General features: G+C 68.8%; 10 protein-coding genes. 1 reads left to right on the top strand and 9 read right to left on the bottom strand.

The annotated features are described in order from the left end of the window. Nucleotides 1-3: 3 nt before the first annotated feature. The 7 genes from CK951_RS08270 to CK951_RS08240 all read right to left on the bottom strand — a co-directional run bounded on the left by CK951_RS08270 (nt 4) and on the right by CK951_RS08240 (nt 11,951). A complete protein-coding gene (locus CK951_RS08270; RefSeq protein ID WP_096785698.1) occupies nt 4-687 on the bottom strand; it encodes a response regulator transcription factor in 684 nt (227 codons plus the stop codon). A gap of 70 nt (nt 688-757) precedes the next feature. Next, complete coding sequence (locus CK951_RS08265; protein ID WP_096785697.1) at nt 758-2,392, bottom strand: alpha-D-glucose phosphate-specific phosphoglucomutase; 1,635 nt, start codon at nt 2,390-2,392, stop codon at nt 758-760. Next, nucleotides 2,389-4,503: a glycogen debranching protein GlgX gene (gene glgX, locus CK951_RS08260; RefSeq protein ID WP_096785696.1), complete on the bottom strand. Its 2,115-nt coding sequence runs from the start codon at nt 4,501-4,503 to the stop codon at nt 2,389-2,391. Before glgX ends, CK951_RS08265 begins: the two co-directional genes overlap by 4 nt. Beyond that, complete coding sequence (gene glgA, locus CK951_RS08255) at nt 4,500-5,936, bottom strand: glycogen synthase GlgA (protein ID WP_096785695.1); 1,437 nt, start codon at nt 5,934-5,936, stop codon at nt 4,500-4,502. The genes glgX and glgA overlap by 4 nt, the downstream gene beginning before the upstream one ends. Before the next feature lie 70 nt (nt 5,937-6,006). Continuing rightward, nucleotides 6,007-7,278: a glucose-1-phosphate adenylyltransferase gene (gene glgC, locus CK951_RS08250; protein ID WP_096785694.1), complete on the bottom strand. Its 1,272-nt coding sequence runs from the start codon at nt 7,276-7,278 to the stop codon at nt 6,007-6,009. 75 nt (nt 7,279-7,353) lie between these two features. Beyond that, the gene (glgB, locus tag CK951_RS08245) at nt 7,354-9,534 is read right to left on the bottom strand and encodes a 1,4-alpha-glucan branching protein GlgB (RefSeq protein WP_096785693.1); all 2,181 of its coding nucleotides are present in this window, start codon (nt 9,532-9,534) and stop codon (nt 7,354-7,356) included. An 11-nt stretch (nt 9,535-9,545) separates the two neighbouring features. Beyond that, nucleotides 9,546-11,951 carry a glycogen/starch/alpha-glucan phosphorylase gene (locus CK951_RS08240; RefSeq protein WP_096785692.1) on the bottom strand — a complete coding sequence of 802 codons (2,406 nt, stop codon included), beginning with the start codon at nt 11,949-11,951 and terminating at the stop codon, nt 9,546-9,548. Between the two features lie 522 nt (nt 11,952-12,473). Here CK951_RS08240 and CK951_RS08235 point away from each other — a divergent pair. Then, nucleotides 12,474-12,908, top strand: coding sequence for an Rrf2 family transcriptional regulator (locus CK951_RS08235; RefSeq protein WP_096785691.1), 435 nt, complete (start codon nt 12,474-12,476; stop codon nt 12,906-12,908). 2 nt (nt 12,909-12,910) lie between these two features. Here CK951_RS08235 and cueR read toward each other — a convergent pair whose 3' ends face one another. Next, complete coding sequence (gene cueR / locus CK951_RS08230; RefSeq protein ID WP_096785690.1) at nt 12,911-13,312, bottom strand: Cu(I)-responsive transcriptional regulator; 402 nt, start codon at nt 13,310-13,312, stop codon at nt 12,911-12,913. Continuing rightward, nucleotides 13,309-15,756 carry a heavy metal translocating P-type ATPase gene (locus CK951_RS08225; protein WP_096787201.1) on the bottom strand — a complete coding sequence of 816 codons (2,448 nt, stop codon included), beginning with the start codon at nt 15,754-15,756 and terminating at the stop codon, nt 13,309-13,311. The genes cueR and CK951_RS08225 overlap by 4 nt, the downstream gene beginning before the upstream one ends. Nucleotides 15,757-15,766 lie beyond the last annotated feature (10 nt).

The raw sequence follows: 15,766 nt of genomic DNA, 5'->3' as shown, positions 1-15,766 counted from the left end.
GCGTCAGCCGTTCTCGGGCATCAGGCTGGCGAAGCTGGCCTCCTGCACCATCAGGACCGCCTGGGTCCGGCTCTGCACGCCCAGCTTGCGCATGATGGCCGTGACATGGGCCTTCACCGTGGTTTCGGCAATGGTCAGGTCATAGGCGATCTGCTTGTTCAGACGTCCCTCGCAGATCAGCTGCAGGATCTTCGCCTGCTGCCGGGTCAGCAGCGCGAGACGGGCGATCGCTTCCTCGCGCTGGCTGGCGGGGGCCGCGGGGTCGGACTGGGGGGTGAAGCCCTCGGGCTGGTAGGTGCGCCCCTCGCGGATCGCGTCGAAGGCGGCGCGGAAGACCTCGCGCCGCGAATGCTTCGGAACGAAGCCCGCGGCCCCCGCCTTCAGCGCGGCCCCGATCACCCGGTTGTCCGCCAGCGACGAGACCACCACCACCGGCACCGTCCCCGCGCTGGCCTTCAGCCGGATCAACCCGTCCAGCCCGTTCACGTCGGGCAGGTTGAGGTCGAGCACCACCACGTCGAAGGGCGGCGCCAGATCAAGCCGCGCCAGCGCCGTTTCCAGCCGGTCCGCGGTCTCGATATGCGCGAGGCCCGCCACCGCCTTCAGCGTCATCGACAACGCATCGCAGAACAGCGGATGGTCGTCGATGATCAGCGCGGACTGCAGCGGGCGGAGGGGTTCGGTCATGGCGAGCCTTCACGTCTTTTCATGAGCCTACCACCGCCTTTTTTGCCCTGTAACCCGGCCAAAGGTCGGATCAGGTGATCACGTCCGGCTCGCGGCGCCCGGTATGGCGTGCGATGCCCGCGATCTCGTGCGCGGCGGCGATCACCGGGGCCAGCGCCTCCTGCGGATCGAGGTCCAGCCCTTCGGGCCCCGGCGCGAAGCGTTCGAGATAGAGCCGGAGTGTCGCCCCCTCGGTTCCCGTTCCCGACAGGCGCAGCACGATCCGGCTGCCGTCCTGGAACAGGATCCTTATGCCCTGCCTGCGGCTGACCGAGCCGTCGACCGGGTCGGTATAGGCGAAGTCGTCCGCTTCGGCGATCCGGAGATGGCCGTTGAAGGCGATGCCGGAAAGGCCCGCCAGCTTCTCGCGCAGCTCGGCCATCATCCGGTCGGCCGCAGCCGTCTCGATCGCCTCGAAGTCGTGCCGCGAATAGTAGTTGCGGCCGAACTGGCGCCAGTGCGCCTCGAGGATCTCGCGCACGCTCTCCTTGCGGACGGCGAGGATGTTCAGCCAGAGCAGCACGGCCCAGAGCCCGTCCTTCTCGCGCACGTGGTCCGACCCGGTGCCGAAGCTTTCCTCGCCGCAGATCGTGGCGCGGCCCGCGTCGAGCAGGTTGCCGAAGAACTTCCAGCCGGTGGGCGTCTCGAACTCCTCGATGCCGAGGAACTCGGCCACCCGGTCGGCCGCGGCCGAGGTCGGCATCGAGCGCGCGACGCCCTTCAGGCCCGCCTTGTAGCCCGGCGCCAGATGCGCGTTCGCCGCCAGCACCGCAAGGCTGTCAGAGGGCGAGACATAGATCCCGCGTCCCACCACCATGTTGCGGTCGCCGTCGCCATCCGAGGCCGCGCCGAAATCCGGCGCACCGGGGCCGAACATCTCGTCCATCAACGCCTTGGCCCAGGTCGGGTTGGGGTCGGGGTGCATGCCGCCGAAGTCCGGCAGGGGCGTGCCGTTCACGACCGTCCCCTTCGCCGCGCCAAGCCGGTTCTCGAGGATCTCGGTCGCATAGGGGCCCGTCACGGCGCACATCGCATCAAACCGCATCCGGAAGCCCGCGGCGAACATCGACCGGATCGCGCCGAAGTCGAAAAGCCTTTCCATCAGCGCGGCATAGTCGGCAACCGGGTCGACCACCTCGACCTGCATGTCGCCCAGCCGCGTCGGGCCGACGGTGGACAGGTCGACGTCCTGCGTCTCGTATATGCGATACTCGGAGATGTTTTTCGTCGCGGCAAAGATCGCCTCGGTCACCGCTTCCGGCGCGGGGCCGCCGTTCGGCGTGTTGAACTTCACCCCGAAGTCCTCGTCGGGGCCGCCGGGGTTGTGGCTGGCCGACATGATGATGCCGCCATCGGTGCCGTTGATCCGGATCAGGTGCGAGGCGGCCGGCGTGGACAGGATGGCGCCCTGCCCGACGATGACCTTCGCCGCGCCGTTGGCGGCGGCCATGCGCAGGATCACCTGTGCCGCCCGGTCGTTGAAATAGCGCCCGTCGCCCCCCAGCACGAAGGTCTTGCCCTGCGCCCCGCCGATGGCGTCGAAGATCGCCTGCACGAAGTTTTCAAGGTAGTGCCGCTGCATGAAGACGGGCGTCTTCTTGCGCAGCCCCGAGGTGCCCGGCTTCTGGTCGGGAAAGGGCGTGGTCGAAACGGTCTTGACGGTCATCCAGGTTCTCCAGTTGGCGCCGGCACGAAGACCAGCACGGATCGCGCAGGGGCTTCAAGCCCCCCGCGGACAGGTTCGTCTCCGGCCTCGGGCCGGGTGGTGTCCAGCACCATTTGCCAGGCCGTCGCGGTGTCGGGCAGCGTGACCGCCACCGCCTCGCCGGCGTTGAACACGGCAAAGACCGGCGACTCGCCCGGATCGAGGCGGTCGGCGTCCAGCCGAAGCTCGACACAGAGGCAGCGGAACTGCGTCGAATGCCAGTCGTGCGGCCCGGGAGGGCTGCCGTCGGGCCGGCGCCAGATCACGTCGGGCAGCCCGTCCCGCGCGCGCGCGCGGCCATGCAGGAAGCCCTTCTGCCGCAGCACCGGCAGGCTTCGGCGCAGCGCCGATAGCCGCGCCACGAAGGCGGCGAGCGCCTCGTCCGCCCCCTCCCAGGTCACCCAGCCGATCGGGCTGTCCTGGCAATAGGCGTTGTTGTTGCCGCCCTGCCCGTTGCCGATCTCGTCGCCGGCCAGCAGCATCGGCGTCCCCTGGCTGAGAAACAGCGTCGCCAGCATGTTCCGCCGCCGGAGCGCGCGCGCGGCCAGGATCGTCGGGTCCGACGTCCGCCCCTCGAGCCCGAGATTGTCCGAGTGGTTGTCGTTGTGGCCGTCGCGATTGTCCTCGCCATTGGCCTCGTTGTGCTTGCGGGCGTGGCTGACCACGTCCAGCAGGGTAAAGCCGTCATGCGCCGTCAGGAAGTTCACCGAGCTGGTCGCAGCGCGCGAGTTGTGGTCGAAGCGTTCGGCCGAGCCGAGCAGGCGGCGCGCCAGATCCCCGGTCATCCCCGCATCGCCGCGCCAGAACCGCCGCACGTCGTCGCGGAACTTGTCGTTCCATTCCAGGAACGGATGCGGGAAGTTGCCCAGCCGGTAACCGCCCGGCCCCAGATCCCAGGGTTCGGCGATCAGCTTCACCCGCGTCAGCACCGGATCCTGCCGGATCGCGTCGAAGAAGGCGCCCGAGCCGTCGAAGCCGTCCTCCTCGCGCCCCAGTGTCGAGGCGAGGTCGAAGCGGAAGCCGTCGACATGCATGACCTCGACCCAGTAGCGCAAGCTGTCCATCACCATGCGCAGCACCATCGGGTGGCTCAGGTCCAGCGTGTTCCCGGTGCCAGTGTGGTTGGCGTAGCGCCGCCCGCCCTCGGTCAGGCGGTAGTAACTGCGGTTGTCGATGCCGCGGAACGAGAGCGTCGGCCCCAGCTCGTCACTTTCGCCCGAGTGGTTGTAGACCACGTCGAGGATCACCTCGATCCCCGCGGCATGGAAGCGGCGCACCATCGCCGCGAACTCCCAGAGCGCCCCCTTGGCCAGATAGCGCGGCTCGGGCGCGAAGAAGCCGATGGTCTGGTAGCCCCAGTAGTTCGACAGCCCCTTCTGGACGAGGAAGCGGTCATCGAGGAAGGCCTGCACCGGCAGCAACTCCACCGCCGTCACGTTGAGGCGCAGCAGATGCTCGATCACCGCATCCGAGGCGAGGCCCAGGAAGGTGCCGCGAAGGCCGGGCTCGACCGCCGGGTGCTGCATCGTCAGGCCGCGGACATGCGCCTCGTAGATCAGCGTCTCGGTCAGCGGCCGCTCGGGCGGGGCATCCGGTCCCCAGTTGAAGCTGTGCCCCACCACGACGGACTTGGGCACCGCGAAGGCGCTGTCGCGGGTGTCGAACGACAGGTCGGCGCGCGGGCTGCCGACCTTGTATCCCATGACCGCATCCGACCAGCGCAGCCTTCCCTCGATCTTGCGGGCATAGGGATCGATCAGCAGCTTGTGCGGGTTGAAGCGATGGCCCTGTTCGGGCTGGTAGGGGCCATGCACGCGGTATCCGTAAAGCTGCCCGGGGAGGAGGCCGTTCACCTTCAGGTGCCAGATGTCGCCGTCGCGCTCGGTCAGGGCGAGACGGGTGATCTCGTGCCGCCCGTCGGCCGAGAACAGGCACAGTTCCACCTGCTCGGCATGAGCCGAGAACAGGGCGAAGTTGACCCCCTCCCCGTCGAAGCTCGCCCCCAGCGGCCAGGGCCGGCCGGGGGCGGTCGCGATCCCCGGCAGCCCGCAGGGCTGCAGCGCGGCTGTCACGCGAGCAGCTCCCGATACAGCGCGGCATAGGCCGCGGCCGAGGTCTCCCAGCCGACGGGATGCTTCATCGCGTTCTTCTGCACCTTTTCCCAGGCATGGTGATCGGCGTGCAGGTGAAGAAGCCGGCGCAGCGCCTCGGCAAGGGCCGGCGGCTCGGTGGGGTAGAAGGTAAGGCCGGTGGCGCAGCCTGCGGCCATCGCCGCCGGATTGGCGTTGATGATCGTGTCGGCAAGGCCCCCGGTCAGCGCCACCACCGGCACGCAGCCATAGCGCAGGCCATACATCTGCGTCAGCCCGCAGGGCTCGAACCGCGAGGGCACCAGCACCGCGTCGCCGCCGGCGAACATCAGATGCGACAGCCCCTCGTCATAGCCGATCCGCACCCCGACCCGTCCGGGGAAGCGCACCTCGAGTTCGCGCATCGCGGTCTCGAGCGGCTCATCGCCGGTGCCGAGGATCGCAAGCCCCCCGCCTGCCGCGATGAAGTCGGGCAGCACCTGCGGGATCAGGTCGATGCCCTTCTGGAAGGTCAGCCGGCTGACGAGGATGGCGAGCGGCCCCGGCACGTCCAGCTTGAAGGCGCCCGAAAGCACGGCACGGTTTTCGGCCTTGGCCTTCAGGTGGCGCGCGTCATAGGGGCGCTCCTCGGCCTCGGGCGACCAGATGTCGGTGTCGACGCCGTTCAGGATGCCGGTCACGCTGCCGGCCCGCGCGGCGATCACCCCCTGCAGGCCCATGCCGAATTCGGGGCGCATCAGCTCGCAGGCATAGGTCGGCGAGACGGTGGTGATATGGTCCGCCGTCACCAGCCCGGCCTTCAGCGACGACAGGCCCCCGTAGTATTCCAGCGCGGCCGGGTGGAATTCATGCGCGGGCAGCCGCAGCTCGCCCAGCAGCGCCGCCGGAGCCCAGCCCTGGAAGGCGATGTTGTGCACCGTCAGGACCGACCGCACGCCGGCATTGCCCCAATAGGCCAGATAGGCCGGGGCAAAGCCCGCCTGCCAGTCATGCGCATGCAGGACGTCGGGCCGCCAGCCGTCGGACAGGCCCTCGCGCGCGATCCGTGCCGCGATCCAGGAGAGGGCTGCGAACCGCTGCGCGTTGTCGCCCCAGTCGCCGAAGGGGCCGGAATAGGGTCCGCCCTCGCGGTCGAAGAGATGCGGCGCATCGAGCAGCAGCATCCGCCGCCCCGCCACCTCGCCCGCCATCACGCGGCCGGGGCCGCCGAACAGGTCGTGCTCGGCGAACACCTCCTCCATCCCATCGAGCCGCCACTTCAGCGGGCGATAGCAGGGCATCAGAACCCGCATCTCCCAGCCCTGCGCGGCCAGCGCCCCCGGAAGCGCGCCCACCACATCGGCAAGGCCGCCCGTCTTGAGCAGCGGCACGCATTCGGACGCTACCGACAACACCCTTCCGCGCGCCGTCTCCATCTGTCGCCTGTCCTTCACGTTGCTTCCATCCATCCGCCGACACGGGGCGCGCGAGGGCCCGCGATCCGCGTCAGCCGAGCGTCCTCGCCCGGGCGTCGAGCATGTCCTGCGTCACCAGCACGACGCCGCCCTCGGACCGGCGGAACCAGCGGGCATCCTCGTCCGGGTCGCGGCCGATCACCAGCCCGTCGGGGATCATCACCCCGCGGTCCAGCACGCAGTTGCGCAGATCCGCATGGCGCCCCACCGTCACCTGCGGCAGCGCCACGACGTGATGCAGGCTGGAATAGCTGTGCGTGCGGCAGCCGGTGAACAGCAGCGAGTTGCGGATCTCGCTGCCCGAGACGATGCAGTCGCCCGAGACCAGCGACGAGATCGCGCTGCCGCGCCGCCCGTCGAGGTCATGCACGAACTTCGCCGGCGGCACGATCTGCGAATAGGTCCAGATCGGCCATTCGCGGTCGTAGAGGTCCAGCTTCGGCACGAAATCGGTCAGGTCGATGTTGGCCTGCCAGAAGGCGTCGATCGTGCCCACGTCGCGCCAGTAGGGCTCGCGCTCCAGCCCGCTCATCACGCAGCTGTCGCTGAAGCGATGCGCCATGGCCTTGCCGTTCTTCACGATGGCCGGGATGATGTCATGGCCGAAGTCGTGGCTGGAATTCGGGTCTTCGGCGTCGCGCACCAGCAGGTCGCGCAGGAAGGCCCAGTCGAAGACATAGATCCCCATCGAGGCGAGTGCGTTGCCCTCGTCGCCCGGAATGCCCGGCGGGTCGGCGGGCTTTTCCAGGAAGTCGGTGATGCGCAGGTTCGCATCGACATGCATCACGCCGAAGGCCGTGGCCTCCATGCGCGGGACCGTCAGGCAGCCGATGGTCACGTCGGCACCGGTCTCGCAATGCTGGCGCAGCATGATCTCGTAATCCATCTTGTAGACGTGATCGCCCGCAAGGATGATCACGTACTTGATGTCGTAGCTGTCCACGATGTCGATGTTCTGCGTCACGGCATCCGCGGTGCCGAGATACCACTTGTGCTCGTCCACCCGCTGGCTGGCCGGCAGGATGTCGAGATATTCGTTGCGCTCCTCGCGGAAGAAGTTCCAGCCGCGCTGGATGTGGCGGATCAGCGAATGCGCCTTGTATTGCGTGGCGATCGCCATCTTGCGGATGCCCGAGTTCAGGGCGTTCGACAGGGCGAAGTCGATGATCCGGCTCTTGCCGCCGAAATAGACGGCGGGCTTGGCGCGGGTGTTGGTCAGCTCCTTCAGGCGGCTGCCGCGCCCGCCGGCCAGCACGAAGGCCATGGCCTGATTGGTCAGCCTCAATGGGGGTTTCGCCGTCATTCCGTCCTCCCGTGTCGCGGGTTGGCCCCGCCTCTGTCACCGCTCCGGCCGCGGGGCGGACTCGGCATCCGAGAGTCAGCCCTGCCTGAAGATCACCGTAGACAGCGGCGGCAGCGTGACAAGGGCCGATTGTTCCTGCCCGTGCCAGCCGATCGCTTCGGTGATGACGCCGCCCATGTTGCCGCGGTTCCCGCCGCCATAGGCCTCCGCGTCGGTATTGAGAACTTCCTGCCACGCGCCCGCCGCGGGGAACCCCAGCCGGATGCGCCGCTCGACCGGGGTCATGTTCAGCGCGGCCACCACCATCGGCTCGTCCACCCGGCCGCGGCGGGCATAGGCGAAGATCGAATGATCGGCGTCATTGGCCTCCAGCCACAGGAAACCCTCCGGCCGCGTGTCGTTGCGATGCAGCGCCGGCGTCTCGCGGTAGAGGCGGTTCAGGTCGCGCACCAGCGCCTGCACGCCCGAATGCAACGGATGGTCGAGCAGGTGCCAGTCTAGCGAGACGTCGTGGTTCCATTCGCGCCCTTGCGCGAACTCGCAGCCCATGAACAAGAGCTTCTTGCCCGGATGCGTCCACATGTAGCCGTAAAAGGCGCGCAGGTTGGCGAACTTGTCCGCCCCCTCGCCCGGCATCTTGCCCAGCATCGAACCCTTGCCGTGCACGACCTCGTCATGGCTGATCGGCAGGATGTAGTTCTCGGACCAGGCGTAGTGGAGTGAGAACGTCATCTGGTGGTGATGGTGCCGCCGGTGCACCGGGTCCTTCGCCATGTAGTCGAGGCTGTCGTTCATCCAGCCCATGTTCCACTTGAAGCCGAAGCCCAGGCCTCCCTGATGCACGGGACGCGAGACGCCCGGAAAGGCCGTGCTCTCCTCGGCCACGGTCATCACGCCCGCATCCTCGGCGTAGACGGTGGAGTTGACGCGGCGCAGCAACTCGATCGCCTCGTAGTTCTCGCGCCCGCCGTCCTTGTTGGGCACCCATTCGCCGGCCTTGCGCGAATAGTCGCGGTAGAGCATCGAGGCCACCGCATCCACCCGCAGCCCGTCGAGGTGGTATTCCTCCAGCCAGTAGAGCGCGTTCGAGGTCAGCCAGTTCGCGACCTCGGTGCGGCCGTAGTTGTAGATCAGGGTGTTCCAGTCCTGATGGAACCCCTCGCGCGGGTCGGCATGTTCGTAAAGCGGCGTGCCGTCGAACTGGCCCAGCCCGTGCGGATCGGTCGGGAAATGCCCCGGCACCCAGTCGATCAGCACGCCGAGGCCCTTGCGATGCGCGGCCTCGACCAGCGCGCGGAACTCGGGCGGCGTGCCGTGGCGGATGGTGGGCGCGAACATGCCCACCGGCTGATAGCCCCACGATCCGTCGAAGGGAAACTCGCTGACCGGCATCAGCTCGATATGGGTGAAGCCCATGTCGGCGGCATAATCGACCAGCTGCCCCGCGGCCTCGAGATAGGACAGCATCCGCCCGCCCTCGGCCCGGCGCCAGCTGCCCAGATGCACCTCATAGATCGAGATCGGCGCGTCCACCGACTGCCGCGCCGCCCGTTCGGCCATCCAGTCGGCATCGCCCCAGTTGGCGCCGCGGATGTCGCGCACCACCGAGGCCGTGCGCGGCGGATGTTCCGAGCCGAAGCCCACCGGGTCGGCCTTCAGCGGCAGGATCTGCCCGCCGGGCGCGCGGATCTCGTATTTGTAGGCCGTGCCCTCGCCCACACCCGGCAGGAAGATCTCCCACACGCCGGTCAGGCCGCGGCGGCGCATCGGGTGGCGCCGGCCGTCCCAGATGTTGAAGTCGCCCACGACCGAGACGCGCTCGGCATTCGGCGCCCAGACGGCAAAGCGCGTGCCGCTGACGCCCTCGTGCTCGACGATATGGGCGCCCAGCGCCTGCCAGAGCCGGCGGTGCGTGCCCTCGCCCAGCAGGTATTCGTCCAGCTCGCCCAGCACCGGGCCGAAGCGATAGGGATCCTCGAATTCCCAGACCGTGCCATGACCTTCGGCGCGCAGCCGGTAGGGCTCGCGCGCCGGCATCTCCGCCGCGAAGAGGCCCGGGAAGCCCTCCTGCGGCACCGCTGCGATCTCGGACGGGCCGAGCACGGTCAGCCGCTCCGCACCCGGAACGAAGGCGGTCAGCACGAAGCCCTGCCCCCGCCTGTGGATCCCGAGGACCGAGAAGGGATCGCCATGCGCCCCTGAGACAATGGCCTGTGCGACGTCCGCGTCGACAAGCTTTTCCGGGGCCTTGGCCATGATTCCTCGTGTTACTGCTGCAGGGCCGACTCGACGCCCCAGATCTCCTTCATGTAACCACGGATCGTCCGGTCGGACGAGAAGAAGCCCGACCTCGCGGTGTTCAGCGCGGCCATCTTCAGCCAGCGTCCGCGGTCGCGATAGGCCGCGTCCACCTCGGCCTGCGCGCGCAGATAGGCGTCGAAATCCGAGGCGACGAGGAAATAGTCGTGGTGCCAGACCCGGTGCACGAGGCCGTGGTAGCGGTCGGGCTGAGAACGGCTGAACACCCCCTCGGCGATGTTCTGCAGCACGTTCTGCAGCGTCTGGCTGGCCTCGATCGCCTTGCGGGCGTGGTCGGGATCCTCGCGGCGCTTCATCACCTGCTCGGCGGTCAGGCCGAACAGGAAGAAGTTGTCCTCGCCCACCTCCTGCAGGATCTCGACGTTGGCGCCGTCGAGCGTGCCGATGGTCGGCGCGCCGTTCATCATGAACTTCATGTTGCCGGTGCCCGAGGCTTCCTTGCCCGCGGTCGAGATCTGTTCGGAAAGGTCCGCCGCCGGCACAAGCCGCTCGGCCATCGAGACGTTGTAGTTGGCGGGATAGATCACCTTCAGCAGGTCGCCCACCGCAGGGTCGTTGTTGATGACCTGGCCGACGTCATTGATCAGGTGGATGATCTCCTTGGCCACCGCATAGCCGGGCGCCGACTTGCCGCCGAAGATCTTCACCCGAGGCACCCAGCCAGCCGAGGGATTGGCCCGGATCGCCTGCCAGCGCGCGATGGTTTCCAGGATGTTCAGCAGCTGCCGCTTGTATTCGTGGATGCGCTTGACCTGCACGTCGAACAGCGCGTCGGGGCTGACCTTCACGCCGCAGTCGTTCGCGATCCAGCCGGCCAGCGCCACCTTGTTCTGCCGCTTGGCGGCGTCGAAGGCCGTCAGGAATCCCGTGTCCGCGACATGCGGCTCAAGCCCCTTCAGCCGGTCGAGGTCGTCTTCCCAGCCCTCGCCGATCGTCTCGGTGACCAGCCGCGACAGCGGCGCATTCGCCATCTTCAGCCAGCGGCGCGGCGTGACGCCATTGGTCTGGTTGATGATGCGGTCGGAATGCAGCCGGTTCAGCTCGGGGAACAGGTTGGCCCTGACGAGGTCGGTGTGCAGCGCCGAAACGCCGTTCACCTTGTGCGCCATGATGAAGGCAAGCTCGCCCATGCGCACCTCGTGGTGCTTGACGATGCCGACGTAATGCGGCCGCGCCGGATAGCTGCGGCGGTGCCAGCCGTCGATGCGCTCCACGATCTGCATGTGGCGCGGCAGCACGTTGCCGAAGGTGAAGGTCGCCCACCGCTCCAGCGCCTCGGGCAGCAGCGTGTGGTTGGTATAGCCGAGGCAGGCCTGCGCTATCTGCAGCGCCTCGTCGAAAGGCATGCCGTGATCGTCCGTCAGAAGCCGGATCAGTTCCGGCCCGGCGATCGCGGGATGGGTGTCGTTCATCTGGATCGCGACATGCTTCGGCAGCGCGCGCAGGTCATGGTTGCCGCCCTTGAAGCGGCGCAGGATGTCCTGCAGCGCGGCCGAGGTCAGGAAGAACTCCTGCTTCAGGCGCAGCTCCTTGCCCTGGTAGGTCGTGTCGTCCGGGTAGAGCACGCGGCTCAGCGTGCGCGCCAGCGTCTCGGGCTCGGCCGCGGCGGTATAGTCGCCGCGGTTGAACCGTTCGAGGTCGAACATCGTCGTGGGCTTGGAGCCCCAGAGCCGCAGCGTGTTGGCCCAGCGGCCGCGCCAGCCCACCACCGGCGTGTCGTGCGCGGTGGCCAGCACCGTCTCGCCCGGCACCCAGACATCCCTGCCGTCGCGGGTCTCGACATGGCCCTTGAAGCCGATGGTGTAGGTCGCCTCGGGCCGGTCGAATTCCCACGGAATGCGCTGGTTCAGCCAGTCCTCGGGCGTCTCGACCTGCTGGCCACCCTCGAAGCGCTGGCGGAACAGGCCGTGCTCGTAGCGGATGCCATAGCCGTAGGCCGGGCAGCCGAGCGTCGCCATCGACTCCATGAAGCAGGCCGCAAGCCGCCCGAGGCCGCCGTTGCCCAGTGCCGCGTCCGGCTCGTCGGCGATGATCGCCTTGAAGTCCTGCCCCAGCTCGGACATCGTCCGCTCGGCCATCTCGTGCAGCCCGAGGTTGATCGTCGCATCCTCCAGGATGCGCCCGATCAGGAACTCCATCGACAGGTAATAGACCCGCTTGCGATCCTGTTCCCAGGTCCTGCGCGTCGAGGCGAACCATGGTTCCATGATCCGGTCGCGGATCGCGTAGGACAGCGCCATGCGCCAGTCGTAAAGGCTTGCATGGGGCGCATCCTTGCCGAGCGTGAACGTCAGGTGACGCAGGACATCTGTTTTCAGGACGTTGGGGGTCAGGCTCTGGTCGTTCACGGGCATGGTCCGTCGCAAGGGGGTGCAGGGATCTTGAGCGCAGCGGCGATCCGGCGTGGTTTGCCGTGTGCTCTCGCATCGGTCAAGCGCGGTGGCAGGCCGGCAGTGACGCATCGGCGCCTTCGCCGTGGCCCGCCCGCACGGGTTCCGGCCCCCGGATCAACAGCCAGGCGCGGGGATTCCTCCGCTTTTCCGCAGCCCGCCCAAAGATTTCGACAAGGTGGCGCTTATTCGCCCGATGGGCAAGTGCTCACACAAATTGGTGCAACTTCGCATAACTTTTTGCGGGGACCCGCCGACCCGGATCCGCCATCGGGCGAAGTTTCTCCGATCGCGAGCTTAAAAATCAGGCAAAACCGGCACCGCGGGGGCCTTGCGGCGGGTTCTCAGGGGCCTGCGACAAATTGCTTGCGCCGAATATCACTTTTCCTCTCCCCTCGGGCTGCCGGGTTCTGGATCATGTGGCAGCCGGGGACCTGATGGGGACCACGGGGATTCGCGGCATTCAAACTGGCAGAAGGCAGCGTCATGCGATTGACCACCCGGACCAACCTGGCCATGCGAACGCTCATGTTCTGCGCGATCAACGAAGGCCGCGTGGTGAGGAAGGCGGAAGTCGCCGCCGCCTGCAACGCCTCGGAGAACCATCTGGCGCAGGTGATCCACGGGCTTGCGCAGAAGGGCTTCCTGCGCACCGTGCGCGGCCGCTGCGGCGGCCTCGCCCTTGGCCGGCCGGCCGAGAAGATCGTGGTGGGCGACGTGTTCCGCACCTTCGAGTCGAACCTGCCCTTCACCGAATGCTTCTCGAAGGTCGAGAACAAGTGCCCGCTCACGCCGTCCTGCCGGCTGAAATGCGCGCTGAACGATGCGCTGGCGGCGTTCTACGGCTCGCTCGACAAGCTCTCGCTGCGCGACATGGTGCAGGAGAACACCGAGCTCGAGGATCTGCTGAAGGTCGCCTGACCTCAGCCGCAGCAGCCCGGCCCCGCCGACAGCCCGGCAAGGATCGGGCAGTCCGGCCGGTCGTCGCCCGCGCAGGCGGTGACCAGATGCGAGAGCGTCGCGCGCATCGCCTGCAGTTCGGCGATCTTCTCCTCGATCCGGTGCAGGTGTTCCTCGGCCAGCTGCTTCACGTCGGCGCTGGCCCGGCCGCGGTCCTCCCACAGCGCGAGCAGCGTCCGGCAATCCTCGATGGAAAAGCCCAGCGACCGTGCCCGTCCGAGGAAGCCCAGCTTGTGCAGGTCGCTGTCGCGGAAGCGGCGATAGCCGTTCGGCCCGCGCAGCGGCCGGACGAGGCCGATCTCCTCGTAATAGCGGATGGTCTTGGCCGGCAGGCCCGACCGCGCGGAGGCATCCTTGATGTTCATGTGCGGGCTCCAGCCGGGGCGGTGCGGCGCAGCCGCAGCGCGTTGGTGAGGACGAAGACGGAGGAAAAGGCCATGGCTCCCGCCGCCAGCATCGGCGAGAGTTGCGGTCCCCCGAAGGGCACCAGCACCCCCGCCGCAACCGGAATGAGCGCCACGTTGTAGCCGAAAGCCCAGGCGAGGTTCTGGCGGATGTTGGCCATGGTGCGCCGGCTGAGCGTCACCGCCGTCGCCACGCCCAGCGGGTCGCCCGACATCAGCACCACATCCGCCGCCTCGATTGCCACGTCGGTGCCGGTGCCGATCGCCACGCCGACCTCGGCCGCCGCGAGTGCCGGCGCATCGTTGATGCCGTCGCCCACGAAGGCCACGCGGCCCATGCGCGCGACCTCGTCGACCTTGCCGCCGGGCAGGATGCCGGCATGGACGTCCGAGATCCCCAGTTCCCGCCCGATCGCCCGCGCCACGCCAGGCGCGTCCCCGGTCACCATGGCCGAGGGCAGCCCGAGGCCCGCCAGACGCTCCACCGCCGCGCGGGCCGTGGGCTTCACCCGGTCGGCCACCGCCAGAAGCCCGGCGATCCGGCCGTCGACGGCCACCCAGACCGGCGTGCGGCCCTGCGCCTCGAATTTCGTCGCGACCTCGGCCAGCGCGCCGGGATCGAGACCCTCCATCATCCGCGCATTGCCGACCCGGACGGCCCGACCCTCCACCCTCGCCTCGGCGCCGTGACCGGGGGTCGAGGCAAAGCCCTCGGCCTCGGGCAGTGCGATCTGGCGTTCTTCGGCCGCGCGCAGGATGGCACCGGCCAGCGGATGCTCTGACCGCGCCTCGACCGCCGCGGCAAGGCGCAGCAGGTCGGCCTCGGACAGATCCGCCACGGGATGCAGGTCGGTGACCTGCGGGCGCCCCTCGGTCAGGGTGCCGGTCTTGTCGAAGGCCACGCCCGCGACCTCGGACAGGCGTTGCAGCGCGTCGCCCTTGCGGAAGAGCACTCCAAGTTCGGCGGCGCGCCCCGTCCCCACCATGATCGAGACCGGCGTGGCCAGCCCCATGGCGCAGGGGCAGGCGATGATGAGGACCGAGACGCCCGCCACAAGCGCCTCGCCCAGCCCCGGGCCGAAGACCAGCCAGACGAGCACCGTCAGCGCCGCCACGCCCATCACCACGGGCACGAACCAGAGCGTGATGCGGTCCACCAGCGCCTGCACCGGCAGCTTGGCGCCCTGCGCCTCCTCGACCATCGCGATGATGCGCGACAGCACCGTGTCCGCGCCGACCCGCGTCGCGCGGATCACCAGCGCGCCGGTCCCGTTCACCGTGCCGCCCACCACCTCGGCGCCTTCGGCCTTGGCGACAGGCAGCGACTCGCCCGTCAGCATGCTCTCGTCCACCGCGCTCTCGCCCGAGATCACCGTGCCGTCGAGCGGGATGCGCTCGCCCGGGCGGATGTGCAGCAGCGTCCCGGGCGTGATGGTCTCGATCGGCACCTCGACCGTCGCGCCGTCGCGCTCGACCCGCGCGGTGCGGGGCTGCAGGCGGATCAGGCTGGCGATGGCGGCCCCTGCCTGCCCGCGCGCCCGCGCCTCCAGCACCCGGCCGATCAGGATCAGGACGACGATGACCGCCGCAGCCTCGAAATAGACCGCGCGCGCCGAGGCGGGCAGCAGCGCCGGCGCGAAGGTCGCGACGCTCGAATAGGCCCAGGCGGCCAGCGTGCCCACTGCGACGAGGCTGTTCATGTCGGGCGCCCCGCGGCGCAGCGCCGGCAGGCCCTTCAGGAAGAAGCGCCGCCCGGGGCCGATGAGGACCAGCGTGGTCAGCACGAACTGGATCATCCACGAGGTCTGGGTGCCGATGGTCCCGGCGATCCAGTGATGCAGCGCCGGCACCAGATGCCCGCCCATCTCGACCAGCACCACCGGAAGCGTCAGAAGCCCCGCGACCCAGGCGTCGCGGCGCAGCCGGCGCGTCTCCTCGGCCCGCCGGTCGGGGGCGTGGTCGTCGAGCGGTGCGGCGGCGAAGCCCGCCTTCGTCACCGCCAGCGCCAGCGCCTGAGCCGTATTCGCCCCCTCCCAAAGCACCACCTGCGCCCGGCGGCTCGCCAAATTCGCGACCGCCGAGACGATGCCCGGCTGCGCCTTCAGCACGCGCTCGACCCGCCCGGTGCAGGAGGCGCAGGTCATCCCCTCGACCGAAAGCGTCAGCCGCTCCTGCCGCGGCGGATAGCCGGCCCGCCCCAGCGCCTCGGCCAGCGCCTCGGCCGTGGCGGGGGCGGCATAGCGGATCTCGGCGCTTTCTTCGGCAAGGCTCACCCGCGCCTCGGTCACGCCGGGCACGGCGGTCAGAACCCGCTCGGCCCGCGCGACGCAGGAGGCGCAGCTCATCCCGTCGAGATGCAGGCGCAGGGGCTTCGGATCGGCGGTCACGGGCTGGTGGACGGTCATGTCGATCTCC

The organism is Rhodobacter sp. CZR27 (assembly GCF_002407205.1).
GTDB lineage: Bacteria > Pseudomonadota > Alphaproteobacteria > Rhodobacterales > Rhodobacteraceae > Cereibacter_A.
This window is presented reverse-complemented; position numbering and strand designations above follow the sequence as displayed.